Genomic DNA, 25,744 nt, shown 5'->3' on the forward strand with positions numbered 1-25,744 from the left:
TACGGGCGGTCCACGCCGTCAGCCAGCGCCGGTTTTTATTCCCATGACCGCCTAGAAGTCTGCCGCCATGCGTCCAGCCCGTGCCCTGATCGACCTTCAAGCCCTGCGTCACAACTACCAAATTGCCCGTGAAGTCACGGGGGCCAAGGCCCTCGCGGTGATCAAGGCCGATGCCTACGGTCATGGCGCGGTGCGTTGCGCCCAGGCGCTGGAAGCCGAAGCAGATGGTTTCGCCGTAGCCTGTATCGAAGAAGCGTTGGAGCTGCGAGCCGCGGGCATTCGTGCGCCGGTGTTGTTGCTGGAAGGTTTTTTCGAAGCTGATGAGTTGTCGCTGATCGTCGAGCATGACTTCTGGTGCGTGGTGCATTCGCTGTGGCAGCTCGAAGCCATCGAGAACGCTGCACTGAGCAAGCCGATCACGGTCTGGCTCAAGCTCGATTCGGGCATGCATCGGGTGGGCTTGCATCCAAATGATTATCAGGCGGCCTATCAACGGCTGCTGGCCAGCGGCAAGGTGGCGAAGATTGTTCTGATGAGCCACTTCGCCCGGGCCGATGAGCTGCACAGTCAGGCCAGTGTCGACCAGGTTGTCGTGTTCGAAGCGGCGCGTCAGGGTTTGTCGGCCGAGGTCAGCCTGCGTAACTCGCCGGCAGTGCTCGGTTGGCCGCAGATTCCAAGTGATTGGGTTCGCCCGGGCATCATGCTCTACGGCGCGACTCCGTTTGAAGAAGCCAACGCCGTGGCGTCCCGACTGCAACCGGTGATGACCCTCGAATCGAAAGTGATTTGCGTGCGAGAACTGCCGGCCGGCGAGCCGATCGGTTACGGCGCTACATTTATCACCCAGAAAACGATGCGTGTGGGCGTGGTGGCGATGGGTTACGCCGATGGCTACCCACGTCAGGCACCGACCGGTACGCCCGTGATGGTTGCCGGGCAGCGCAGCCAGTTGATTGGCCGGGTGTCGATGGACATGCTCTGCATCGACCTGACCGATGTGCCGCAAGCCGGCCTCGGTTCGACCGTCGAGTTGTGGGGCAAAAACATTCTCGCCAGTGACGTGGCCGAGGCTGCGGGCACGATTCCTTACCAGATCTTCTGCAACCTGCGCCGGGTGCCAATGCTCTATTCCGGGGCTTAGGTCAAAGCGTCCCGACCGAAAGTCGCTTCACCGAACAGGATTCAGGTCCAAGTGTTGTAAATACTGAACGCTGTCGCCATGATAACGCTCAATATTCCTACAACCTGAATCCCTGGAGGCTCCAGCATTGGACGTCGGTGAACGACTGCAATCCATCCGTAAGCTCAAAGGACTTTCCCAGCGTGAACTCGCCAAGCGCGCGGGCGTCACCAACAGCACCATTTCGATGATCGAGAAGAACAGCGTCAGCCCCTCGATCAGTTCGCTGAGGAAGGTACTGGGCGGGATTCCCATGTCGATGGTCGAGTTCTTTTCCGAAGAGATCCTGCAGGAAAAACCGACTCAGATCGTCTACAAAGCCAACGAGCTGATCGATATTTCCGATGGTGCAGTGACCATGAAGCTGGTCGGCAGGGCTCATCCGAGCCGGGCCATCGCGTTCCTCAACGAAATCTACCCGCCAGGCGCCGACACCGGTGACGAGATGCTCACCCATGAGGGCGAGGAAACCGGGATTTTGCTCGAAGGTCGACTTGAACTGGTGGTAGGGCTTGAAACTTTTGTGCTCGAAGCCGGCGACAGCTACTACTTTGAAAGTACTAAACCGCACCGTTTCCGTAATCCGTTCGATGCGCCAGCGCGACTAATCAGCGCAGCGACTCCAGCGAATTTCTAAGAAAAGAGGCGTCCCGCCAGTATTGCGGAGGTGCCCGAGTTGTTTTTCCGCCACGCATAAGACCCCTCCGACTTTAGGGTTGTTTCAGTGTGGCGGGCTTACCGTTATACTTGCGCCCGCCTGCGAACCGTGGCCGTGGGCGTGACTAGCCACCATTGAGGGTGAACGCGTGAATCTAATTATGAAAATGCTGGCCGTACCAGCAACCGTATTGGCCCTTTGGGCAGTCAGCGCTCAAGCTGCGACCAACGACGAAATTGCTAAACGCCTTGAGCCCGTCGGCCAGGTTTGTGTGACGGGTAAAGAATGCAAGGGGATGGAAGTTGCCGCTTCTGCTGGCGGCGGTGGTGCCAAAACGCCTGACGAAGTGATTGCCAAACACTGCAACGCTTGCCACGGCACCGGCCTGTTGGGCGCGCCGAAAATCGGTGATGCTGCCGCTTGGGGCGAGCGCGCCAAGAAGGAAGGCGGTGTTGACGGTTTGCTCGCCAAGGCGATCTCCGGCATCAACTCGATGCCGCCAAAAGGGACCTGCGCCGATTGCGCAGACGCCGAGCTCAAAGGCGCCATCCAGAAGATGTCCGGCCTGAAATAAGCCTTCATTTTCATCAAAAAGCCGCTTTCGAGCGGCTTTTTTGTGCCTGCGATTTACACCCGAGGCTATTCATTGCAGCAAAGACCCGGCAAGCTCGGTCCAACCCCAATTCACGGAATGTAAGGGAGGATCAGATGGTGCAGCTGTGTTCTATCGAGCAAGCGGTCGATGATGTCTTGGCACGGTTGCCGGCGCATATCCACATGGGCCTGCCTCTCGGTCTGGGCAAACCCAACCATTTCGTCAACGCGCTGTTTCAACGCATCGCGCAGTTGCCCGAACGGCAGCTGACGATTTACACCGCCCTGTGCCTGGGCCGTCCTTCCTTGGGCGACGGTTTGCAAAAGCGTTTTCTGGAGCCCTTCATCGAGCGGGTTTTCGGCGACTATCCGGAACTGGATTTCCTGGCCGACCTGCATCGCGACAGCCTGCCGCCCAACATCCATGTTCAGCAATTCTTCATGCAGCCCGGCAGCCTGCTCCACAGCGCACAGGCCCAGCAGGATTACGTCAGCAGCAATTACAGCCACGCGGCGCGGGACATCAACGCCGGCGGGTTGAACCTGGTGGCGCAATTGGTGGCCAGCCACAGCGAACATCCCGACCGCCTGAGCCTGAGCTGCAACCCGGACATCACCCTCGACCTTTTCCCCATGATCGCCAAGCGTCGGGCGGCGGGGGAGACGATCCTGCTGGTGGGCCAGGTGCACAATGATTTGCCGTACATGCCCGGCGATGCCGAAATCGGTATCGACACGTTCGACTTGCTGATCGACGAGAAGGACAGCACCACGCTGTTCTCCACGCCGAACATGCCGGTGCGTACCCAGGATCACTTCATCGGGCTGCACGCCAGCACGCTGGTGCGCGATGGCGGCACTTTGCAGATCGGCATTGGCGCCGTGGGCGATGCCCTGACCGCTGCGCTGCTGGCGCGTCAGGCCGACAATGACGGTTACAAGGCACTGCTGGCGGACGTCAATCTCAGCCAGTGGGCGCAACTCATCGACCGCGAAGGCGGCGTCGAACCCTTCGCCAAGGGCCTTTACGGTTGCAGCGAAATGTTCGTCAACGGCTTGCTGGTGCTGGCCGACGCCGGGATCGTGCGGCGCAAGGTCTACCCCGATGTGCCGACCCAGCAACAGGCGAATGCCGGCACGCTGGACGAAGCCGCGCAAACTGACGGCATCTCGGTGCATGGCGGTTTCTTCCTTGGGCCACGCAGTTTCTATGAGCGATTGCGCGAGCTGCCGCACAGCAAGCGGCTCGAGTTCAACATGACCCGCATCAGCTACATCAACGAGCTCTACGGTCAGGAAGAACTCAAACGCTTGCAGCGCCTCGATGCGCGCTTCATCAACACCGTATTCACCATGACCTTGCTGGGTGCCGGCGTGGCCGATCAGCTCGAAGACGGGCGGGTGCTCAGCGGTGTCGGCGGGCAATACAACTTCGTTGCGCAGGGCCATGCGCTGGAAGGGGCGCGTTCGGTGCTGCTCCTGCGCAGCTGGCGCGAGTCGGGCGGTGAGGTCAGTTCGAACATCGTCTGGGAGTACGGCCATTGCACGATCCCGCGTCACCTGCGAGACATCGTGGTCACCGAGTACGGCATCGCCGATCTACGGGGCAAGACCGATGCGGCGGTGATCGAGGCGTTGCTGAACATCAGCGACTCACGTTTCCAGCCGGGGTTGATCGAACAGGCTCAGGCCGTCGGCAAGTTACCGAAAAGTTTCCGTATTGATCCACGGTTTGCCGACAACAGTCCGCAGCGCTTGCAGGCCATCCAGGCGCGGCATCCGCAGTTGTTTCCGGAGTATCCGTTGGGTTGTGACTTCACCGCTGAGGAGAAGGACCTATTGCGGGCGCTAAACTGGTTGAAGAGCAAGTTCAAGCTCACGGAGATTCTGGAACTGGGCAAGGCAGCGCTGGATGCGCCAGAGCCTTCATCGTTTCCCGAGCATCTGGAGCGGATGCAGCTGACCAACCCGGAAGGGCTGAAAGAGGATTTGTTTCAGCGGCTATTGCTCACTGGTCTGAAAGCCACCGCGCAGTAGCCGCCAAACAGGGATCCATTTCAGGGGGCGCGCGCGATAGCTATGTATTCGACGACGCGCCATAGGGGGAGTATGCCAGGCGTTGTTGCGGCAGGAGATATAGAACAGGTGATATGAACTCTTACGGGATTGTTACTCAATTAATTAGTGTGTTGGGCTTACGCTCACGGATGGACTAAGGAAGTCTATGTGATAACCGGAAGATCCATCACCTATAGCTAAATGAACTCCACTGATACCTTCATTCATTTGTGAGTTAATCTTGTAATCAATATTCGACGCAATAGCCTCGTTTACCCCGATGGCGAATTCCGTTAGCTTAAGTCCACGAGGGCCGGCCGCAAGATCCAGAAGTTTTACGTGCTCCTCGTTTTTTATTGTTAGTGAAGTGATGGTGTTGTCTTTAATTGATAAGAGCGCACCCTCCTCAGATATTCGATCGCTCAGCCATTTAAGTGAGGCTTTCAAGCCCTCTGGCAATATCGGATTAGGTTTTCTAAGTACAGTCAATATTCCCTCGATTTTCAATGTTCCAGTAAAAGAAAACGGGCAGGGGTCTTCTGGATGCATGTGTGCGTAGTGAACTTCAAAAAACTCTGCTACTGACTGAACAAAGTCGTAAGACACGTCCTCTGCAAGCAATGCGTAAGCCTGGGCATGCGGAAAAATAGAAACCTGCGCGTCGGCGTCGTTACCAGAAAGGAAAAATGAATCATGTGAGTTGAGCATGTTTAACACGGATCGTTGTGTGCATAAGGCATGTTCAAAATTGCTACTCAGCAAGAGCTTCAGGCTATAGAGCGCAGCATCGACGGTGGGCTCGAACACTTGAGTTACGCAGAAAACGCTTTTCTTGCTTTTTGTGTTTTTTGCTAGGTCAAACGTCATTTTTACGGCGTCATTGCTAAAAGAAAAAATAATACTGTTTTTTGGTAGTTTCTCCAGTTCAAAAATATTGGCTGTATTGAATCCTAGGAGAGCACATTCTCTGAGGAAGTCCTCTGAGTCCGCAATAATAGATAACTCTTCATGACCAAAGAGTGTGGATATAATATTCGTCGGCAGCAATTATTTGTGTAAGGCGTATCTGTAGTCCTGTTCTGAAAATTTGATATTTTCATTTTTTGGGTTGTTGTAGATGATCTTGTGTCGTTAGGTTTATTTATGGGCTTGGTTTTTTGGCTCAATATTCAATTGTAGATTGAGGATCATATAGTGCACGCATCAAAGAAATACCTGTCAGACACGTCTGTCCATCAGGCCCTATTATTGGTTGATCTAACCGAATCAAACGATCCCGATCACGCCGTTCGGCTGCTGCTAAATGAAGTCCTCCAAGGACTCGCTGAAAAAGGCTGGCCTAAAGCACAGTTACAGACGGGGCCGCGGATTGTGTCCGCTGAAGAAAATTACGGTTTGCTCGGTTATGACCCGGCAGAGGTCACGCTCGGGAGTGAACACACCCGCTGGGTCGATGAGTGCTCACTGTTGCGAACACAAACCACCAGTCAGATTCCGGCAGCGCTTCAGCGTGCGGCTCAGGTGCGGCAACCGGGCCAAACGATCTTGCTGGCCGCACCAGGTATTACTTTCCGCCGTGACAGTCGGGATCGTTGGCATTGTGCGGAACCGCATCAAATGGATATCTGGGTGCTGGGTGATCTGGAACTGGCAACGCATGAACATCTGTTGCGTCTGGTCGGCGACATCCTCAAGTCCGCCGTTCCAGAGATGCCTTGGGTCTACAGCGACAGTCCGCATCACTACACGGAGGGCGGAATCGAAGTGAACATGTTGAATGACGGTGCTCCGGTTGAAGTGCTGGAGTGCGGCCGTATTGCGAGGTCTTTGTTGGAGCGCTTAAAGATTGATCCGGCGCGCCATGGAGGGCTGGCACTCGGGATGGGGCTGGATCGCCTGACGATGTTGCGCAAAGGCATCCCGGATATTCGCTTGCTGCGCGATCAGAACGTTCGGGTGCAGGCGCAGATGCATGATCTGAATCCATGGACGACGGTATCTCGTCTGCCGTCGATTGCTCGTGACATTTCGTTGGCGGTAACGCCGGGGCTGAGCGAAGAAGTATTGACCGAAAGGATGCTGCAGGCGGCCGGAGACTGCTCTGACTGGATCGAGGAGATGCAGGTCAAGGGGCGTTGGGAGTTTTCGGATTTGCCCGCGCAGGCAATTGAGCGCCTCGGGCTGCTACCGGGCCAGGAGAATGTGCTTCTACGCGTGGTGCTGCGTGATTGTTCGCGATCAATCACTACTGCTGAGGCGAACGCCTTGTATGCGGACATTCAGGCGGCGTTGCATGAAGGAGCGCCGGGGGCGGGTTACAGAATGGATGTGCCAAAGGCTTGAAATCGAACTCCCCGAGTAACCACTGAAACAACGCGTCATCGTTCATCGATAGCAAGCTCGCACCCACAGTTGACCGAGTTGTCCAAGCGGACGCGGTTAAATGTAGGAGTGAGCCTGCTCGCGATAGCGGTGTACCAGTTAACAACTATGTTGACTGACACACCGCTATCGCGAGCAGGCTCACTCCTACAGGGGATATTCGGTGTGGCGTTATTCGATGAAGGTTACGACGCCGCCCGCCAGCGACTGCACGCGAGCCAACGATTCAACGCGATAACCCTGCGCATCCAGTTCCGCACGGCCGCCCTGGAACGACTTCTCGATCACGATACCCAAACCCGCGACGGTAGCGCCGGCCTGTTTGATGATCGAGATCAGCGCTTGCGACGCCTTACCGTTGGCCAGAAAGTCATCGATGATCAGCACGCGGTCGCTGCTGGTCAGGTGGCGCGGGGAGATCGCCACGGTGCTTTCGGTCTGCTTGGTGAACGAGTAAACGGTCGCCGACAGCAGGTTTTCGGTCAGGGTCAGGGACTGATGCTTGCGCGCAAAAATCACCGGCACGCCGAGGTTCAGGCCGGTCATGATCGCCGGTGCGATGCCCGAGGCTTCGATGGTGACGATCTTGGTGATGCCCGAATCCTTGAACAGCGTGGCGAATTCGTCGCCGATCAGCTTCATCAGGGCCGGGTCGATCTGATGGTTCAGAAAGGCGTCGACTTTCAGGACCTGGTCGGAAAGCACGATGCCTTCTTCGCGAATTTTCTTGTGCAGTGCTTCCATGAAGCTTTCCTCTTCGGGCGGCTTGTGCGCCTAAGGCTGGTTAAAAAGTAGTCGATTCTAGCGCTTTAACATCGCGCGTATATCCGCCAATGCGGTATTGCCGCGAACGGCTTTGACTTCAACGGGTGTGTCGTCGGTGCCTTCCCAGGCCAGATCGTCCGGCGGCAGCTCATCGAGGAAGCGGCTCGGGGCGCAGTCGATGATCTCACCGTATTGCTTACGCTTGGCGGCGAAGGTGAAGGCCAGCGTCTGACGCGCTCGGGTAATCCCGACGTAGGCCAGCCGGCGTTCTTCTTCGATGGTGTCGGCTTCGATGCTGGAGCGGTGCGGGAGGATTTCCTCTTCCATGCCCATGATGAACACGTAAGGGAATTCCAGGCCTTTGGAGGCGTGCAGGGTCATCATCTGCACACCTTCGGCGCCGTCTTCCTCTTCCTGCTGGCGTTCCAGCATGTCACGCAGGACGAGTTTGCCGATGGCGTCTTCGACGGTCATCTCGCCTTCTTCGTCTTTTTCGAGGGTGTTCTTCAACGCCTCGATCAAGAACCAGACGTTACCCATGCGGTAGTCGGCGGCCTTGTCGCTGGAGCTGTTGGTGCGCAGCCAGTTCTCGTAGTCGATGTCCATGACCATGCTGCGCAGCGCCGAGATCGGGTCTTCGCCGGCGCATTGCTCGCGGACCTTGTCCATGAAGCGCTTGAAGCGCGACAGGCGATCGGTGAAGCGCGTATCCAGATGCTCGCCCAGACCGATTTCGTCGGTGGCGGCGTACATCGAGATTTTGCGTTCGGTGGCGTAGTTGCCAAGCTTTTCCAGCGTGGTCGAACCGATCTCCCGGCGTGGGACGTTGATCACCCGCAGGAAGGCGTTGTCGTCGTCCGGGTTCACGATCAGGCGGAAGTAGGCCATCAGGTCTTTCACTTCCTGACGTCCGAAAAAGCTGTTGCCGCCGGACAGGCGATATGGAATCTGGTGGTGTTGCAGCTTCAGCTCGATCAGCTTGGCCTGGTAGTTACCGCGATACAGGATCGCAAAATCGCTGTATGGCCGATCCGTGCGCAGGTGCAGGGTCAGCAGTTCCACGGCCACGCGTTCGGCTTCGGCGTCTTCGTTGCGGCAACGGATCACGCGGATCTCGTCGCCGTGGCCCATCTCGCTCCACAGCTGCTTTTCGAATTCGTGCGGGTTGTTCGAGATCAGCACGTTGGCGCAGCGCAGGATGCGGCTGGTGGAGCGGTAGTTTTGCTCCAGCATCACCACTTTCAGGGACGGGTAATCGTCCTTGAGCAGCATAAGGTTTTCCGGCCGCGCACCGCGCCAGGCGTAGATCGACTGGTCGTCATCGCCGACCACGGTGAACTGGTTACGTATGCCAATCAGCAACTTCACCAGCAAATACTGGCTGGCGTTGGTGTCCTGGTATTCGTCCACCAGCAGGTAGCGGACTTTGTTCTGCCATTTTTCGAGGATGTCGGCGTGTTCCTGGAACAGCTTCACCGGCAGCAGGATCAGGTCGTCGAAGTCCACCGCGTTGAACGCCTTGAGCGTGCGCTGATAGTGGGTATAGACGATGGCGGCGGTCTGTTCCTTGGGGTTGCGCGCGTTCTCCAGGGCCTCGGGCGGCAGGATCAGGTCGTTTTTCCACGAGCCGATCATGTTCTTGATCTCGTCGACGCCGTCGTCGCCCGAGTATTCCTTCTGCATGATGTCGGTCATCAAGGCTTTGACATCGGTCTCGTCGAAGATCGAGAAACCCGGCTTGTAGCCCAGCCGCACGTGTTCCTTGCGGATGATGTTCAGGCCCAGATTGTGGAAGGTGCAGACGGTCAGGCCGCGGCCTTCGCCGCCCTTGAGCAGGGTGCCGACCCGTTCCTTCATCTCGCGCGCGGCCTTGTTGGTAAAGGTCATGGCGACGATGTACTGGGCGCGAATGCCGCAATTCTGGATCAAGTGGGCGATCTTGCGCGTGATCACGCTGGTCTTGCCGGAGCCTGCGCCGGCGAGCACCAAAAGAGGGCCGCCGACGTAGCTCACGGCTTCTTGCTGCCGGGGATTGAGTCGGGACATACGAAATCAGGGAGTCGTTTGCGAAATGGGCCGGCATTTTAACAGGCTCAGCGAATTGTGCTGCTCTCTCCGACTTGTGACGCAGCACGCTATCTATATTTGCCGGTTTTGATACTTTCACGCAGGATGCGCGGTGAGTTTGCGTCTAATGTTCGTAATTCCGGATACAAAGCCGCGTTTGTTAACCGGTGTCGGTTGGTCATTGGTTACCGGCGCTGCATAATGCCCGCCGCCTACATCTTTGCAGAGTCTAGGGAGCTAGCTTGTCTACGCCTGTCGAACCCTTGCGTTTGCTGCTACTGGCCGAAGAGCCAGCGTGGGCAGCGTTGTTGCGCGAGTGTCTGGCTCCGATGGGGAGCTCGACCGTGCTGATCAGCGCGCCGAGCTGGGAGTCGGTCAGCAGTCTGTTCGATGACAACCGCAGCGCGGTGTTGTTGACGATTCCAGCGCTTCAACCTCTACCTGGCCGTTGCAATCTGCCGACGGTGTTGCTGCTCGAACATGAGCCGCTGTCGCCGCCCGATGGGGTGAGTGACTGGCTGGTGCGCGATCACCTCGATCCCGGCATGTTGCGCCGGTGCCTACGGCATGTGCGCGAGCGGGGCCTGCTGGAAAACACCCTGCAGCGTCTGGCTGAGCAAGACCCGCTCACCGGCATCGCCAATCGCCAGGGTTTCCAGACCTTGCTGGCGGCACGCCTGGCGGAAAACGACGGCCGCGGCCTGGCTCTCGGTCACCTCGACCTCGATAACTTCCGGCACGCCAACGATGCCCTCGGCCACCAGGCCGGTGACCGTTTGATCCTGCAAGTGGTCGCGCGGCTGAAAAGCCAGCTTGAGGCCAGCGATCAATTGGCCCGACTGGGCAGTGATGAGTTCGCCCTGCTGATCGACACCCGCCGCGCGCCTCAGCGCGCCGAATGGATGGCCGAGCGCATTACCGAAGCGCTGGCCGAGCCTTACTGGGTCGACGGCGAAAGCCTGTTGATCGGTTCCAGCCTCGGCATTGCCCACGCCCGGGCTCAGGCCGGCGCCGACCCGCTGATGTGGCACGCACACATCGCCATGCAACAAGCCAAAAGCACTCAAGGCTGCACTTTTCACATCTTCAACGAACGCATCAATCGCAATGCCCGCAGCATGGCCGATCTCGAAAGCGAGCTGCGCCGGGCGTTGCGTCGGGATGAACTGGAACTGCATTACCAGCCACGCCTGAACCTTGAGGACGGTCAGATCGTCGGCCTCGAAGCCTTGGTGCGCTGGCGTCATGGCGAGCGCGGCTTGCTGCCTCCCAGCGAATTCGTGCCGCTGGCCGAGCAGAGCGGGTTGATTGTGCCGCTGGGTTACTGGGTGATTTCCCGGGCCTTGCGCGACATGCAAGCGTTGCGCGAACGGGGTTTGCCGGCGTTGCACATGGCGATCAACCTGTCGTTCCGGCAGTTTCAGGACAGCCAGTTGCTGTCGACGCTGAGCCGGTTGATTGCCGAACGCGGCGTCGAGGCGCAATGGCTGGAATTCGAGCTGACTGAAACAGCGGTGATGCGCCGCAGCGATCTGGTCAAACAGACCATGGATGCGTTGGGGCGTCTGGGTGTGCGCTTCTCCCTCGACGACTTCGGCACCGGTTTCTCTTCGTTCGTGCACCTCAACAGCTTGCCGATTGCCTTGCTAAAGATCGACAAGAGCTTTGTCGGCGGCATGGAACAGCGCGAAGAGAATCGCAAACTGGTCCACGCCATGATCAATCTGGCGCACAACCTCAATCTTGAAGTGGTCGCCGAGGGCGTGGAAACGCCGGAGCAACTGGATCTGTTGCGCGGGTTTGGCTGCGATCAGGTGCAGGGATATTTGATCAGCAAGCCGTTGCCGCTGGCGGAGCTGGTTGAGTATTTGACCTTTGGCAGCGGTCAGCAGTCTGCACTGGAAGTAGTGAACTAACCCAAAATCCCTGTAGGAGTGAGCCTGCTCGCGATAGCGGTGTGTCAGTCAACATAGTTGTTAACTGGTACACCGCTATCGCGAGCAGGCTCACTCCTACAGGGGGATTTCACTCGGTCTGGGCAGTTTCGAAGCGCCGCGACGACGGCTCCCGACGAATCATCTTTTTCATCTTCCACTCAAACGCCAGTGTCAGGCTCACCGCCGCGCACGCCAGCCCCAACGCCAATCCCCACCAGACGCCTGTCGGCCCCCAATTCAAATGGAAGGCCATCCACCAGGCGGCTGGCGCGCCAATCAGCCAATAACAGCCCAACCCCACCAGGAACGTGGTCTTGGCATCCTTGAGCCCGCGAATGCAGCCCATGGCGATGGTTTGCGTGCCGTCGAACAGCTCGAACCACGCGGCGACCGCCAACAGGCTCACAGCCAGGTTGATGACGTCGCGATACGCCGGGTCGTTGTGGTCCAGGAACAAGCCGATCAACTGATTCGGCAGCAACCAGAAGACCATGGCGAAGGCAAGCATCGCCGCCGCGCCAAAAGCGATGCCGACCCGACCGGCCAGCCGTGCATCCAGAAGTTGCCCGGCGCCGTAGTGCTGCCCGATGCGCATGGTGATCGCATAGGAAATCCCCGCCGGAACCATGAACGCCACCGAGACGATTTGCAGGGCAATCTGATGTGCGCCCATTTGCGTACTGCCCATGGTGCCCATGCACAGCGCGGCGAACGCAAACAGGCCGACTTCCACCGCGTAGGTGCCACCAATCGGCAGGCCCAGGCGCCACAGTTCCTTCAGATACTGACGGTTAGGTCGCGACAAGCCCTGACGCAAGGGATAGGCGTCGTAAGCCGGATGCCGACGGATGTGCCAGGCCAGCGCCAGCGCCATGCAGTTGGCGACAATAGCGGTGACCAGCCCGATGCCCATCAACCCCAGTTTCGGCAGGCCGAACATGCCGGTAATCAATGCGTAATTGAGCAGGAAGTTAGCCACGGTGCCGCCGAGGCTAATGACCATCACCGGTGTTGCGCGGCCGATGGCGCTGGTGAAGCCGCGCAGGGCCATGAAGCTCAGGTAGCCGGGCAGGGCGAACGGCAGGATCAGCAAGAACTGCCCGGCCGCGTGGACGTTGGTTTCGGTCTGGCCGAACAGCAGCAACACCGGTTTGAGGTTCCACAGCAGCAGCCCGGCCACCAACGCCATCAACCACGCCAGCCATAACCCGGCCTGGGTCAGCCTGGCGGCGCCGACGATGTCGCCGGCACCCTGACGGATGGCCACGAGGGTGCCGACCGCGGCGATCACGCCAATGCAGAAGATCGACACGAACGAGTATGTCGCTGCGCCCAGGCCGCCACCGGCCAGCGCCTCTGGACTCAGGCGCGCCATCATCAAGGTGTCGGTGAGGACCATCAGCATGTGCGCCAACTGCGAGGCAATCAACGGCCCCGCCAGCCGCAGGATGGCCCAGAGTTCGGTACGTGCTGGATGCTGCATGGTCATCACGCTCGATAATTAAAGAGGGACAGGAAAGCGTCGATTCTCGGCGCTCTACGGGGTTTGCACAAAGGGATAAAAAGGATGGGTTGCATGATTCAAACTCATGCTGGAAAGTTTCTGCTAGGGTGACCGAATCCCGCTATAGGAGCTTTCCGAATGTCCCGTCGTCTTCCTCCCTTGTATGCCCTGCGCGCATTCGAAGCGGCGGCACGGCACAGCTCGTTTACCCGTGCGGCCGAAGAACTGTCGATCACCCAAAGCGCGGTCAGCCGGCACATTCGTACGCTGGAAGAGCATTTTGCCTGTCGGCTGTTTCACCGCAGTGGGCGCAATCTGCAACTCACCGAATCGGCGCGGTTGATCCTGCCCGGCATTCGCGAAGGCTTCACCGCGCTGGAGCGGGCCTGCAATACCTTGCGTGCCGAAGATGACATCCTGCGCATGAAAGCGCCGTCGACCCTGACCATGCGCTGGCTGCTGGCACGGCTCAGCCGCTTTCGGCACCTGCAACCGGGCAACGAGGTGCAATTGACCAGCGCCTGGATGGATGTCGACTCGGTGGACTTCAACCATGAACCGTTCGACTGCGCCGTCATCCTCAGCAACGGGCATTTTCCGCCGGACTGGGAGGCGAGTTTCCTGTTCTCGGAAGAGCTGATTCCAGTCGGCGCGCCGAATCTTCTGCAGGATCAACCGTGGGATGTCGCACGGCTGGCCAATGCCGAATTGCTGCACCCGACGCCGGATCGTCGCGACTGGCGCAGCTGGCTGGAGCGTATGGGGCTGGTGGATCAGGTGTCGCTCAAGGGCGGGCAGGTGTTCGACACGCTGGAACTGGGCATGATCGCCGCCGCCCGAGGTTATGGCGTGTCCATGGGCGATCTGCTGATGGTGGCGGAAGATGTGGCTCAGGGGCGTCTGAGTTTGCCGTGGCCGACAGCCGTTGCCAGCGGTGAGAAATATTACCTGGTCTGGCCGAAAACCCGCCCCGGTGGTGAACGTTTGCGCAGGCTCAGCGATTTCCTGCAAGGCGAAGCCCGAGCAATGGAATTGCCCGACGTTCAACACCTGGGCTGAATCGATAGAGCCGCCGCAATGGCGGCCTTGAGCCATATCCCGGTTAATTACTCAAGTATTCAGATTGTCCGCCGAAAAGGCAGGTGGAACCTTCGTGCAGGTTCGACGCAATTCCCATTATTAGAATTTTGCTGAGTGTGCAGCCAGATCAAGGATGATCCGGTCGCTCGGCCAGGAGCTGTCATGTCTCAACCTCGTGCCCGGATCGCCTCACAGCTTGGTCTTGCGCTTGCCGTGATACTGGCGATTGTCATCAGCGGCAGTACCGTATTCGCCCTTCGTTCGCTGGACGCCGCCAACCTCGCCACCCGCGAAGAGCACCTGGCCAGTGAAGCCCGGTTGCTGGCCGATCAGTTGAGTACCTTTCACGGCACGTTGCGTGAAAGCACCCAGCGCCTGAGCGGTCTGTTCGAGAAGCGCTTCAGCGCCGGTTTGAGCGCGCATCCGGATGAACCGGTGGCGGTAGCGGGCGCGCAGACGCCGGGCCTGCACCTGGGCAGCGAAGTGCTGAACAACAATTTCAAGGAAGTGGACGAGTTCAAGCAAATGACCGCCGGCGTTGCGACGGTGTTTGTGCGCAGCGGCGAAGACTTCATCCGGGTCAGCACGTCCCTGAGCAAACAGGACGGCAGCCGGGCCATCGGTACGCTGCTCGATCACGCGAACCCGGCCTATGCGCGCTTGATGGCGGGGCAGGCCTACGTCGGTCGTGCCTTGTTGTTCGACCGCTCCTACATGACTCAGTACACCCCCGTACGTGACAGTGGCGGTAAGGTGATTGCCGTGCTGTTCGTAGGATTCGACTACACCGACGCGCAGAACGCGCAGTTTGCCAACCTCAAGCGTTTCCGTATCGGCCAGACCGGTTCCCTGGCGCTGCTGGATGAACAGAGCAAATGGCTGGTGCCGATCGCGGGCGTACAAGCGCTGGATCAAGCGACTCCGACCATCGTTGACTTGGCGAAGACGCCGGGCAAGGGCAAGTTCTGGAGCGACAAGTCCGAAGATTTCTACAGCATTGCCGTACCGTTTGAAGGCGGGCCTTGGTCGGTGGTGGCGAGCATGCCGAAAACCGAAATTCGTGCTGTGACCTGGAGTGTCGGCATTCAATTGGCGATTGGCAGTCTGCTGGCGATGTTGATCGCTGTGGGGGCGGCGGTCTGGTTGCTGCGCAGCAAACTCGCGCCTTTGGGTGATCTGGTGCGTCAGGCCGAAGCCTTGGGCGCCGGTGATTTGAGCGTGCGGCTGAACGTATCGAGCAATGACGAAATCGGTCAGCTGGCCCGCGCGTTCAACCAGATGAGCCAAGCGCTGTCGACCATGGTCGAGCACATCCGTAAGGCTTCGCAAGAGGTCAACAGCCGCGCCCAGGCCTTGTCCGGTCTGTCCGGCGGCGCCTATGAAGGGATGGAACAGCAGTCGGGCGAAATCACCAGCATGGCCGGCGCCGTGGAAGAGTTCAGCGCAACGTCCCTGAACATCGCCGACAACATGGGCAACACCCAGCGTCTGGCCCAGGAAAACGCACAACAAACCCAGATCGGTCGTACGTCGATGGGCGAAGCGTCCTCGTCTCTGGAGCAAATCGCTGGCGCGTTGAACAGCACGGCGGCGGTGATCAATACCTTGGGTCAGCGCTCCCAGGAAATCGGCGGCATTGTCGGTGTGATTACCTCGATTGCCGATCAAACCAACCTGCTGGCGCTCAACGCCGCCATCGAAGCCGCTCGTGCCGGTGAGCAGGGGCGTGGTTTTGCCGTGGTAGCCGATGAGGTTCGCAACCTGGCTTCGCGTACCCGTCAGGCGACAGATGAAATTTCCGGAATGATTCAAAGTATCCAGCAGGAAACCGGCAACGCCATCAGCACCATGGAACAGGGCAATGTGTTGATGCAGGAAGGCCTGTCACGCAACGCCAACGTCGCCAGTGCCCTGGCACGGATCGATGAGCAAAGCCATTCTGCCGGTCAGCAATTCGCGGCGATCACCACCGCGACTCAAGAGCAGAGCAGTACCGCCACCTTGCTGAGCAGCAACCTGCAAAGCATTGCCCTGGCGAACAGTGAGCAGCGCGAAGTGGTGTCCAATCTGGCGATCACCGCCAAAGAGCTGGAGAAGCTGGCGGCGGACTTGCGGCATGAGGTTGACCGGTTTCGTTGAGGCGCCTCTGATATAGCCATCGCGAGCAGGCTCGCTCCTACACTGGATTTGTGATCGACACAAAACCCTGTTGGAGCGAGCTTGCTCGCGATGGGGTCACCTCAATTCAGGATCTGTCCCCAGGCTAGTCACACTTGGCATTGCTCGACACTTCCTTGGTCGCCAGTTTCAACTGCTTGCCCAACTCCGCCGCATTGGTGCTGCTGTAAACCCGGCCACCGGTGTTTTCAGCGATGCAACGTGACGGGCCACCGGCACCGATTTTCACCACGTTGACCCGCAGGCGTGGTTGTTCCCTGGCGATGCGACGGGATACCGCGCAGGCGTCTTTATCGCAACCGTCCTCGCCGTCGACGAACATCACGATCACTGCATCGTTATTGCGCCCGTCGACCTTGCTGGCGGCGTAGGCCAGGCTGTCAGCCAGTGGTGTGCCATCGTTGGGAACCAGACCGCGAATCCCGTTGATCAGCCGCGGGCGGTCGCCAAGCTTGAACACGCCCTGGTCCGGTGTTCTTTCGCAACCGGCGAAGGTGATCAGGCGCGTGTCGATCTTCGGGTCCAGCCCATTGATCATGCCGGCCAGCGATTCCTTGGCGACGTCCATGCGGCTGGGCTTGGCAAAGATCTGCATGGTGCGGTTCGGGTCCAGGTACTTGTTCATCTCATTGCCGAAGAACCAGTCCTCGTCGGCTTTCACCGACTTGATGTTCAAGTCCATCGAACCCGAGGTGTCGAGTACCACCACAAATTGCGGGGGCACGGCATCAGGCGCTTTTTTGCGGCATGCGTAGTTATCCAGCGTCGGGGCTGGAGGTGGAGGTGGCGGTGGTGGCGGCGCGGCCACGACCGGTTTTGGTGGTGGGACCGGCTTGGGCGGCGGCACCGGTGCTGGCGCGGGTTCTGGTTTCGGAGCAGGTTCCGGTTCAGGTTCCACGACAGGCTCGGGTACCGGTTCAACCGGTTTCTCCACCGGTGTCACCACCGGCGCTACCGGCGCTACCGGTGGAACCACGACAACCGGTTCACGGTGCAGGAACCACCAGAGCCACAGCGCCAGAAGCAGCAACAGCAGCGCAAGCAAGGCCGCCGCGATCCACCAGCCACGGCGCGACGGCGGTACGACCGGCACCACAGGAATCACTGGCGGCACGATCGGTTTGGGCGGACGCTGGTTCCAGCGCACGACCAAAGGCTCACCGTTGAGGCTGTAGAGTTTGTCCAGCTCAGGCGTGCCGAGCAGGCTGCGCAGGTCTTGCGCTTCCGTCGCTTGACCACGTCTTTGCAGTTCGTCCGCCAACTGTCCGAGGGACGTCTGACGCACTTCATAGGTTTCCAGCAAACGTCGTTGCGCGTCCTCATTGAGGTCCGCGTAGGGCGTAGGTTGGCCACCCAGTTCGGTCCACCACTCCAGCACGTCGCCGCTGCCCATCCGCGGGATGGCAAAAAGGCTGGCGACGGTCGGCGGAAAGTGTTTCTGGATGAGGGCGACTTTGGCTTGCAGTGCACTCATCCCCTCCGATGTGGCTTGCGCATCCCTGATGACCCGCTGCATGACGACGATTCCTGAAAAAGTGCAGGCCTCCATCGGGAGGCCTGCGGGGTGAAAAGTTACTCTTCGTAGCCGAGGCTGAATTGCAGCTGATTGACCTTCTTCTGCAACGCCTTCAGCTCTTTCTGCTTGGCCGCCAGTGTCGCTGGCGTTGACTTGGCCATTGGTGCCGCTTGCGAAGCCTTGAGCTGCTGCTCGAGATCGGCGATCTGCTTTTTCACCTGGGTTTCATTGCCATGCCGGGCCTTGAGCGAGGTCAGCAATTTACCCAGTGACTGATTCAGCGCCGCCTGGGCTTTCTGCTGGCTGGCCAGGTCGGTTTTGGTGCTGAGCTGCTGGGCCTGAATGTTCTCGTACACCTGACGGAACATTGCGTTTTGCTGACGGGACTCGCTCAGGGCCTGTTCCTTCTGCTTGACCTGATCGCTGTAACCACCGGAGTAGTCGCAGTTCATCTTGGTCAGCATGCTGCTGTCGCGATTGGTCGCATCGCATTCGCCCGGCGTGGTCGCGCAACCGCTCAAGGCCAGGACGGCGGTGAGGACCGCCAGTTGTCGTAGCGTCATGTGCTTAGCCCAGGGTGATTGCGGAGCGTTGGCTGTACAGACCGTCGACTTCCTTCTGCAGGGCAGCGACTTTCTGGTTCATTTTCTTAATGTTCATGTCCACCTGCTTGATCTCGGCGCCGGTGGCGCCTTGTGCACGCTCGGCGTCTGCCACCTTGGTGTACTCGGTGACTTTGATGCGCATGTTGCCGAGGTCTTTACGCAGGCGCGCGATGTTGGAATCGATCTCGGCGATTTGCGCCTGGGCCTGGCTCCTGTCGACTTTCTTGTTGGCGATGTCCTTTTTGATCCGGGCGATTTTCGCCTGATCATCTTTGATCACTTGCTGAGCGGTCGCGGTACGGGCGATCACGTTCTGGGTGTCTTGTTCGACGTCGCTGTTCATTTTAGCCAAGCGGGTGGAGGTGTCGGCGTATTCGCTGCGACGCTGATCCAGATAGTAGTTCGCGCCCATGGCCACACCACACGCCGTAATACCGGCGGCGATGGCGCAGACTCCCTTGTTGTTACTGTTGGACAGTGCGCAAGCGAGGATGCCGACACCGGCGCCGACGGCGCAGGCCTGGTAGCCGGACTTGCTGAAGAATTCAGCGTCCTGGCCCTGGGTCAGGCGCGGGTCGGTTCCGTCGCTGTCGCCGAGCATGGAGCTACCGGTGTTGGCGCAACCCGTCAGCAGCAGGCTGCCGGCGACAACGAAAGCGATCTGTAGCTTGAAGCGAGTCCAAAGGCTGCGCGACATGGTGAAACTCCTCGGTAACGGTGTTGAAATGTTGTTATTGAGTAACGGTTTTGCAGCTGTTCAGCCAGGCTTCAGTATCGATCTTCTGCTTTTGCAGGAACGCCTTCTGATTGGCCCAGTGGGTGCGCAAGTAAGGTTTGAGGTCTTGCAGCTGTTTGTTGCGGGTGATGATTTCGTCCATCACCGGGACCTGCGTTTCAAGCAATGGCTGGCCGTACAAGGTCGCCGATTCCACCAGGCTGCTGGCGTAGTAACGGCTGAGTTTGTGCAGGCGATCCTTCTGCTCGTCGAGCTTGCCTTTGCGCATGTCGCAACTGGCGTCTTTGTCCGCGCTTTCGCAGTTGAGTTTGTAGTTCTTTTGCAAGAAGTCCACGTACTGGCCGTCGTCTAGCATCTTGGTGCACAAGAATGCGCCCAGATTGAGGCTGGCGCGAATCGCCTGGTCGCGGGTTTCTTCCTGCTGCTGGTTACTGGCGCGCAGCTTGTTTTCCAGGGCCTGGAGTTTTTCCTTGAGCGCTTTGTCTTCGACGCCCGAGGCAAGGCTGTTCAGAGATTGAACGGTGCCTTTGTCGGCGGATTCGGTTTCCTTGCTGCCGGTGCCAAGTTTCTTCCAGCTGCTTTCGATGCTGGCGACACGTTCGCGAGAGGTGAGGGTCGGTGAGACCATGACCAGGCGCAGGCCGGTGGTTTTGTTTTTCACCTGACCGTCGGCGTTGTAATACGGCTCTTCCTTGCGCAACGCAGTTCGCAGGTCGGCCTGCGCGGTCAAATAGTTGCCGCCACGCACCACATAGCCGCCGGCCTGACCGTGCTGGCGATCAAGTTTGTTCAGGCGAAACGGCTCGAACATCATTTCGTCGACGTTGCCGAGCATGTCATGCAGACCCAGCGGATTGGGCTTTTGCAGACCGGACAACTGCACTTTGCCGTTGGACGATTGCGCCCCGGCGAACCACTCGTAGGCATTGATGCCCTCCGGCATCGGGTAGTGCGTGTCGCGAAACTCTGCAGCAGCGACTTCCAGCCCGCCGCGCGCGGCGAACTCCCACTCGACTTCAGTCGGCAGGCGCAGGAAGCCCAGTGCGCCGTCCTCCTTGGGCAACTTGTTGGCGGCGTTTTTGCGCAGCCACAGGTTGTACTTGTCGGCGGCTTCGATGGCTTGCACCCAGCTCACGGCCGTTTGCGGTACGCGCATTTTGGTGGCGGCGGTGGGGCAGGTTGCTTCGGTCAGTGCGGCGTATTGCAGCTGACTCATCTCGTACTTGGCCATCAGGTAGTAGCGGGACTTGTCGTTTTTGGCCCCGGTAAAACTGCCGGCAATAAAGGTCGGGCGGGTCTGTTCGACATAGCCATATTCCGCGCCGTCCTGACCGATGTTGATCGGGTAATCGTCGAGCGGGCCGGCCACCGGAATGAACACCTTGCGAAATACCATGGAGCCTTCGCAGGGCATCGGCAGCACCACGTCGGCGGCGTCCGGCATCGGGTTGTAAAATTTCTCTTCCCAGCCCGCCGCCGAGGCATCGAGCACATAGCCGAGGCTCAGGGGCAACAGCAAGCCAAAACGTTTATAGCTCACGCAGACTCTCCGCAGGTTGGATGTTGATGGCTCGCACGGCGCCGATCACGGCCACCAATGCAGCGACCAAAAAAGTCAGGAGCAGGGCGGCAAGGCCATGCCAGACAGTGATGTGGCAAACGAAGGTGCCGGTGGCCTGGCTGCTGCCGAGCAAGTAGTCGAACAGATGACTGCCGACGGCATAAAACCCCAGCCCGCCAACGTAGCCGGCCAGGCTCAGTACCAGCGCTTGCAGGACCACGAAGCCGCCGACGGCCCGACGCTTGAAACCTAACAGACGCAGGACCGCGAGGCTTTTGCGTTTGCGGTCGATGTTGGCCAGGAACGCGCCGACCATCGACGCCACGCAGCCAATCAGCGCCGCCACGGCGATCACGCCGAAGATCAGCCCCAGCACATGGTTGATGGCTTTGACATTGTCGATGTCGGCCAGCCGGCTCGACGTTTCGATGTGTTGTTCGTTGAGCCAGTGCTCCAGCGGTGCGACTTGATCGATGTCGCGCGCATACACGCGGGCGCGGGCATACAGCGGTTGCAGATCGCCCAGAGGCTTGCCGGTGATAACGCCGAACGCACTGACCTGATAACCGTCGCGAAAGCGCTCCAGATCCAGCAGCAGCGGCGGGGCGACAAACCCGGCCGCGCGGCCGAAGCGGGCGCCGTCCAGCACCGCCAGCACCGTCAGGGTCATCTCTCCTCGTTCATTGACACCTTCCAGGCGACGCAACGCGCGCAGTTGCACGCTGTCGCCGGCCTTGGCCTGTAAACGTTGCGCGGCACTGGCGCTGAGGATCACTTGATTACCGACAGGGGTGAGCGACGACAGGTTCAGCTGTGGATCGCCCGGTTCGGTGGCGATGATCTCGGCGCCTTCGACAAACCGTTGCATGCCGATCAGCAGGTCAGCCTGGGTATTGAGCGAGCGCGTCTGGCCGAGGGCAAAACCGGTTTCGGGGCGCAGGCGCAAACGCTCGATCCAGGCAGTGTCGTAGTTGCCGTTGCTGAGCATCTTCACTTCAAGGTTGCGCGGGTCGCGCAGCAGTTCGTCCTGCAACTGGCTGACCACCCCGTGTTTGAGCCCGAACAGCAGCAACAACGGCGCAATCACCGCCACCAGCGATGCGGCGATGCACAGCGAGACCTTGCGGTCGTGCCAGAGGTCTTGCAGGGCCAGTGAGCCCAGCAGGCGCAGTCGTTCAGTCCATCGGTTCAAACGATGTCTCTCCCTCACGGCTGATCGCACCGAGGCGCGGCAAGCCGAAATCCTTCAGCAAGGCCCAGTCATGGGACACAACGAGCGCGCTCAAACCCATGCTCGACACCAGGCTCAGTAGCAACTCGAACAAGCGCCGGGCACTGTGGGGGTCGAGCGCGGCAGTCGGCTCGTCGGCCAACAGCAGCAGCGGTTCATGGGCAATTGCCCGCACGCAGGCCACGCGCTGGCGTTCGCCGATCGACAACGCTTGAGGGTGTTTGTCCAGCAAGCCTTGCAGGCGCAACACGTCAACCGCATGGTCGATGTGCGCGCTCTTTGCCGGCATCCCGAGCAACCGGCGTGGCAGGCTGATGTTGTCCCGCACGCTCAGGAACGGCAGCAAGCCGCCACTCTGCAAAATGAACCCCAAATGCTGCGAGCGCACGGTCGCCAAGGCTGGCTGGTCGTCGTTGGCAAGCAGTTGGGCGATATCCTGACCCTGCGTCGCGCCCAGCCGAAACCGCTCGAGCTCCATCGGCGCGAGCAACAGGCCGATGGCTTCGAGCAACGTGCTTTTGCCGCTGCCGCTCTCGCCGGTGATGGCGAGGATTTCCCCGGCACCGACCTGCAAGTGGGGCAGGCGCACGTGATGGGCCAGCGCGCCTTCACCACGGCGCACCAGCAGGTTCTTGATATCGAGCATCGGCGTCTCGTTAAGGCATCATTTCCAGAGGTACGGGGTACACGTTGTCCCGTGCATCGCTGTCCTTGGCCAAAGCCACCCAACGGTCGACATCCGCGTTGTACCGCTGGTAATGCCGCAGTTTGGTGTTCAGCGTACGGATGAATTTCTCTTGCGCCAGACCGTCCCAGCTCTTCCAGGTCTCTTCATCCAGGTTCAGCACTTCACTCTGATAGGGCAGGTCTTCGAGGTACTCGCCGAGGACGCCCATGTCCGCCAGTTTGGCGTTGCTGTTTTGCTTGAGCTGATTGGGATCGGCGCCCATGGTCGCGGCTACCGAACGCAGGCGATCGAACATTTCCGTCGGCGAAATCAGGCCTTCGTTGGCGGCATCGAGAATCTTCTTCATCACGTCGCTCAAGTCGCTGAGCTGGGACTTGGTCAGCAGCACCCGCACGTCGGTGGTCGGGATGTTCTGCTTGATCAGGTCACGGTCAGTGATCCATGCCTTGAACACCGGCGGGGCCTTGCTGTTGGTCTTCTCGCCGAGATAGGCGAGTTGCATGGCGTGGCCGATCAGCGCCGCGTCTTCGAGCATCTTCTTCTCGGCCGGGTCCTGCTTGGCGTTCGCCGCACTGCCGATGGCGTCTTCGCCCATGTAGGCGGCTTTCACCTGAGTGGTGATCGCTGCGGCCAGAGCGTCGACCTTGCGCCCGAATTCATTCACATCGCCAGCGTTCACCGGGTAGTACAGCGAGGTGTTGGTGCCCGGGTAGGTCGACAGGTTCCGGTACTGCGCTTCGGCCTTGGCGTGGTCCTTGGCCCCGGCGGGGGTTTTCAAGTGCAGGGTGTAAATCGCCACGCCCGGGTTGGCGGCTTCTATACGCACCTGCGCGGCGCTCAAGCCGGTCTTCGACAGTTTGTCGTCGCCTTCGATGGCGCCCGCGTCGGTGATCAGCACCACGTAGCGCGCGCCGAACTGGCTCCAGTCGACCTTGTCAATGCTGTCCATGACACCGGCAAACGAGTCTTCATCGAAGCTGCTGCTCGACACGTTGGCCTGTTTGAGGTCGGCGATCTTGGCGAAAAAGTCGGCGCTGTCTTTCACCTTGGTAGGGTCGGCGTACATCTTGGTGGTGTATTCCAGCCCCGGCACCGCTTGGGTGTTGGAGCGGAAAGCGACCATGCCGAACTTGACCTGCTTGCCGAGGTTCTGCGCTTCGATCCGCTGATAAACCTTACGGATCGCCTCGCGAGTACGGTCAATGTAGGGGTCCATCGATATCGTCGAGTCGATGACAAACACCACCGCCGCACTGAATTCTTTCAGTTGGTTGGACGTTTTGTCCGCAGCTTCCTTGCCGCCGGCCGCGCTGTTCGCAGCACCGCCCTTGGCATTCTTGTCATCCGGCTTGCTGACCGACGCGACGTTGAGCAGGCGCGTGCGGAAACCGCCTTCGGTCATGACTTCTTCGCCGCTGAGCACCGGCAGCAGGTAGAACTGCTTTTGCAGGTCGACGAAGTATTCAGGTTCCTGAGCCAGTACACCCGGTGCTTGTTGACCTTTTTTCAACGTGGCCCGCAGCGGCGCGACCTTGCTGACAGGGTCCGGCGCATTGAGGATGCCTTCGACGGTGGCGCGGTCCTTGAAGAACAGCAACCGGTCGCGGTTGGCCGGGTTGGTGAAGGCCAGTGTCAGCTGCATCTTCCAGTCGGTGGTGCAGCTGGCAGGAAGCCAGCCAATGGTTTTGCCATAGCTGTCGGGGCCGACTTTCAGCCATTCGGCGTTGTTCGCTTGGGCGTGCTCGTACACATAAAAGCGGCTGAAGACCGGTTGTGCGTCACCTGCGGAACCGCCCGCTGTCGGGCTGATCTTGCAGCCCGGCGTGGTCAGCACACGTTGGAACAGGGTCTTTTTACCGGCCTGGATCAGTGGTTTGTCATCGGCCTGGGACAACGGGCTGATACACAGCGCCAACAATGCGGCGCCGCTCAACAGGAATCGACTCACGGACGAACGCATCACTTCTGCAACTCCTCGAAACGCTGCTTGGCTTCGGCGTTGTTCGGGTCCTGGGTAAGAATAGTTTCGTACCAATAGGCCGCCGTGGCGTTGTCCGCGGCCGGGAAGCACTCGCTGGCCTTCAGGTATTTAGGGTCGTATTCACGGGCATAGGCGTTGGCGATCAGCGCGTCACCGGCCTGGGCACGGTTGGCGTACAGGCGCTGGGCGACACCGCAGTGTTTGCCGGCCTTGGCCTGGTTGATGATCTCCAGCAACTTGGCACTGTCGGGCGCAGCCTTGATGCAGGTCTGGACGAAGGTCAATTCGGGCAGGCTGTTCATGCTATCGAGGGTGCAGGCTTGAGCGTCGGCACCGGCCGGTGCGGTGGCAGGGGCTGCGGCTACCGGGGCAGGCTGCGGGGTGCGTTTGTAGAACCAGAATCCGGCGCCCGCGGCCAGCAGCAACACCACGACAATCAACAGGCCGATCAGGCCTTTGTTGCTTTTCTTCACCGGTGCGGGAGGCGGTGTGTAGGCGGGCTCGGTGAGCACCGACTCCAATTCCAGTTCTGGTTCGGCGGTGGAAAGGGTTAGCTCAGGCAACTCCGGGATTTCCGGTGCCGGTTCCGGTGCATTCGGTGCCGGTGCATTTGGCGCCGTCAGTTCGGCGCCACCGTAAGTTGAGCGCGTCTGGCCGCCGGCCGTGGACGGCAACACGCCAACGCCTGGCCGAACCACGCCTTTGTCGGCGTGGCCTTGGCTCTGTTCGCGCAGTTCGATCTGGAATTGCGAGTTGGCGCCGCCTTCCAGCAGCGGGTCGACCACGTCCGGGCCGACCTGTGCTTCCAGGCCTTCGCCGCTGGCCGTGACGTTGAAACGCGAGACCTTGAACCAGAATGGATTGTTGCTCCAGGCCTTGTGGTCCTGGAGGTAAAAACCATCCTGGTTACGCTGAATGGAAAACTCCAGCTGTTCCTCGCCACCCTGCCATTTCTTCACAGTGAGGCGGGCCTGACCAGGCACATTGGGCTCTAACGCGAGCAGGTCGACACGAATTGGCATT

20 protein-coding genes are annotated in these 25,744 nt (G+C 59.5%); 8 read left to right on the forward strand and 12 right to left on the reverse strand.

Annotated features, from left to right (window positions below):
- Positions 1 to 67 precede the first annotated feature (67 nt).
- The 4 genes from alr (at position 68) to ABH912_RS21375 (ending at position 4,469) form a co-directional block, all read left to right on the forward strand.
- A complete protein-coding gene (gene alr / locus ABH912_RS21360; protein WP_429511589.1) occupies positions 68 to 1,141 on the forward strand; it encodes an alanine racemase in 1,074 nt (357 codons plus the stop codon).
- A gap of 127 nt (positions 1,142 to 1,268) precedes the next feature.
- The gene (locus ABH912_RS21365; RefSeq protein ID WP_008150195.1) at positions 1,269 to 1,817 is read left to right on the forward strand and encodes a cupin domain-containing protein; all 549 of its coding nucleotides are present in this window, start codon (positions 1,269 to 1,271) and stop codon (positions 1,815 to 1,817) included.
- Positions 1,818 to 1,998: 181 nt separating this feature from the next.
- Entirely contained in the window at positions 1,999 to 2,412 is a 414-nt protein-coding gene (locus tag ABH912_RS21370; RefSeq protein WP_033059396.1) for a c-type cytochrome, read from the forward strand.
- Positions 2,413 to 2,546: 134 nt separating this feature from the next.
- On the forward strand, positions 2,547 to 4,469 hold the full coding sequence (locus ABH912_RS21375; protein WP_429511590.1) for an acetyl-CoA hydrolase/transferase C-terminal domain-containing protein: 1,923 nt from the start codon (positions 2,547 to 2,549) through the stop codon (positions 4,467 to 4,469).
- A gap of 144 nt (positions 4,470 to 4,613) precedes the next feature.
- Here ABH912_RS21375 and ABH912_RS21380 read toward each other — a convergent pair whose 3' ends face one another.
- Entirely contained in the window at positions 4,614 to 5,537 is a 924-nt protein-coding gene (locus tag ABH912_RS21380) for a hypothetical protein (protein ID WP_429511591.1), read from the reverse strand.
- A gap of 147 nt (positions 5,538 to 5,684) precedes the next feature.
- Here ABH912_RS21380 and ABH912_RS21385 point away from each other — a divergent pair, with 147 nt between their 5' ends.
- Complete coding sequence (locus ABH912_RS21385; RefSeq protein WP_429511592.1) at positions 5,685 to 6,833, forward strand: hypothetical protein; 1,149 nt, start codon at positions 5,685 to 5,687, stop codon at positions 6,831 to 6,833.
- Positions 6,834 to 7,043: 210 nt separating this feature from the next.
- On the opposite strand, the gene ABH912_RS21390 is transcribed toward ABH912_RS21385, so the two are convergent.
- A complete protein-coding gene (locus ABH912_RS21390) occupies positions 7,044 to 7,616 on the reverse strand; it encodes a xanthine phosphoribosyltransferase (protein WP_020799401.1) in 573 nt (190 codons plus the stop codon).
- A 57-nt stretch (positions 7,617 to 7,673) separates the two neighbouring features.
- Positions 7,674 to 9,683 carry a DNA helicase Rep gene (gene rep, locus ABH912_RS21395; RefSeq protein WP_008150203.1) on the reverse strand — a complete coding sequence of 670 codons (2,010 nt, stop codon included), beginning with the start codon at positions 9,681 to 9,683 and terminating at the stop codon, positions 7,674 to 7,676.
- 263 nt (positions 9,684 to 9,946) lie between these two features.
- On the opposite strand from rep, the gene ABH912_RS21400 reads away from it, so the two are divergent.
- A complete protein-coding gene (locus ABH912_RS21400) occupies positions 9,947 to 11,620 on the forward strand; it encodes a putative bifunctional diguanylate cyclase/phosphodiesterase (protein ID WP_033060723.1) in 1,674 nt (557 codons plus the stop codon).
- A 109-nt stretch (positions 11,621 to 11,729) separates the two neighbouring features.
- On the opposite strand, the gene ABH912_RS21405 is transcribed toward ABH912_RS21400, so the two are convergent.
- Positions 11,730 to 13,124 (reverse strand): NorM family multidrug efflux MATE transporter, encoded by a 1,395-nt coding sequence (locus ABH912_RS21405; RefSeq protein ID WP_429511593.1) that lies wholly within the window; start codon positions 13,122 to 13,124, stop codon positions 11,730 to 11,732.
- A gap of 159 nt (positions 13,125 to 13,283) precedes the next feature.
- Between ABH912_RS21405 and ABH912_RS21410 the strand changes: the two genes are divergently transcribed.
- Positions 13,284 to 14,204, forward strand: a complete 921-nt coding sequence (locus tag ABH912_RS21410) for a LysR substrate-binding domain-containing protein (protein WP_429511594.1) — start codon at positions 13,284 to 13,286, stop codon at positions 14,202 to 14,204.
- Positions 14,205 to 14,387: 183 nt separating this feature from the next.
- Complete coding sequence (locus ABH912_RS21415) at positions 14,388 to 16,364, forward strand: methyl-accepting chemotaxis protein (protein ID WP_429511595.1); 1,977 nt, start codon at positions 14,388 to 14,390, stop codon at positions 16,362 to 16,364.
- A gap of 124 nt (positions 16,365 to 16,488) precedes the next feature.
- Here ABH912_RS21415 and ABH912_RS21420 read toward each other — a convergent pair whose 3' ends face one another.
- The 8 genes from ABH912_RS21420 to ABH912_RS21455 are packed head-to-tail and all read right to left on the reverse strand — an operon-like array spanning position 16,489 to position 25,743.
- Positions 16,489 to 17,919, reverse strand: a complete 1,431-nt coding sequence (locus tag ABH912_RS21420; RefSeq protein ID WP_429511596.1) for a vWA domain-containing protein — start codon at positions 17,917 to 17,919, stop codon at positions 16,489 to 16,491.
- A 56-nt stretch (positions 17,920 to 17,975) separates the two neighbouring features.
- Positions 17,976 to 18,482 (reverse strand): hypothetical protein, encoded by a 507-nt coding sequence (locus tag ABH912_RS21425; RefSeq protein WP_033060716.1) that lies wholly within the window; start codon positions 18,480 to 18,482, stop codon positions 17,976 to 17,978.
- Positions 18,483 to 18,486: 4 nt separating this feature from the next.
- Positions 18,487 to 19,221, reverse strand: coding sequence for a hypothetical protein (locus ABH912_RS21430; protein WP_033060714.1), 735 nt, complete (start codon positions 19,219 to 19,221; stop codon positions 18,487 to 18,489).
- 34 nt (positions 19,222 to 19,255) lie between these two features.
- On the reverse strand, positions 19,256 to 20,800 hold the full coding sequence (locus ABH912_RS21435; RefSeq protein WP_429511597.1) for an SUMF1/EgtB/PvdO family nonheme iron enzyme: 1,545 nt from the start codon (positions 20,798 to 20,800) through the stop codon (positions 19,256 to 19,258).
- Entirely contained in the window at positions 20,790 to 22,013 is a 1,224-nt protein-coding gene (locus ABH912_RS21440) for an ABC transporter permease (RefSeq protein WP_033060711.1), read from the reverse strand. The genes ABH912_RS21435 and ABH912_RS21440 overlap by 11 nt, the downstream gene beginning before the upstream one ends.
- Complete coding sequence (locus ABH912_RS21445) at positions 21,997 to 22,698, reverse strand: ABC transporter ATP-binding protein (RefSeq protein WP_429511598.1); 702 nt, start codon at positions 22,696 to 22,698, stop codon at positions 21,997 to 21,999. The genes ABH912_RS21440 and ABH912_RS21445 overlap by 17 nt, the downstream gene beginning before the upstream one ends.
- 10 nt (positions 22,699 to 22,708) lie before the next feature.
- Positions 22,709 to 24,700 carry a vWA domain-containing protein gene (locus tag ABH912_RS21450; protein WP_429511599.1) on the reverse strand — a complete coding sequence of 664 codons (1,992 nt, stop codon included), beginning with the start codon at positions 24,698 to 24,700 and terminating at the stop codon, positions 22,709 to 22,711.
- Entirely contained in the window at positions 24,700 to 25,743 is a 1,044-nt protein-coding gene (locus tag ABH912_RS21455; protein WP_429511600.1) for a hypothetical protein, read from the reverse strand. The genes ABH912_RS21450 and ABH912_RS21455 overlap by 1 nt, the downstream gene beginning before the upstream one ends.
- Position 25,744: the final 1 nt, after the last annotated feature.

Origin of the sequence: Pseudomonas sp. BT76 TE3572, assembly GCF_050435365.1 — a bacterium.
Lineage (GTDB): Bacteria > Pseudomonadota > Gammaproteobacteria > Pseudomonadales > Pseudomonadaceae > Aquipseudomonas > Aquipseudomonas fluorescens_W.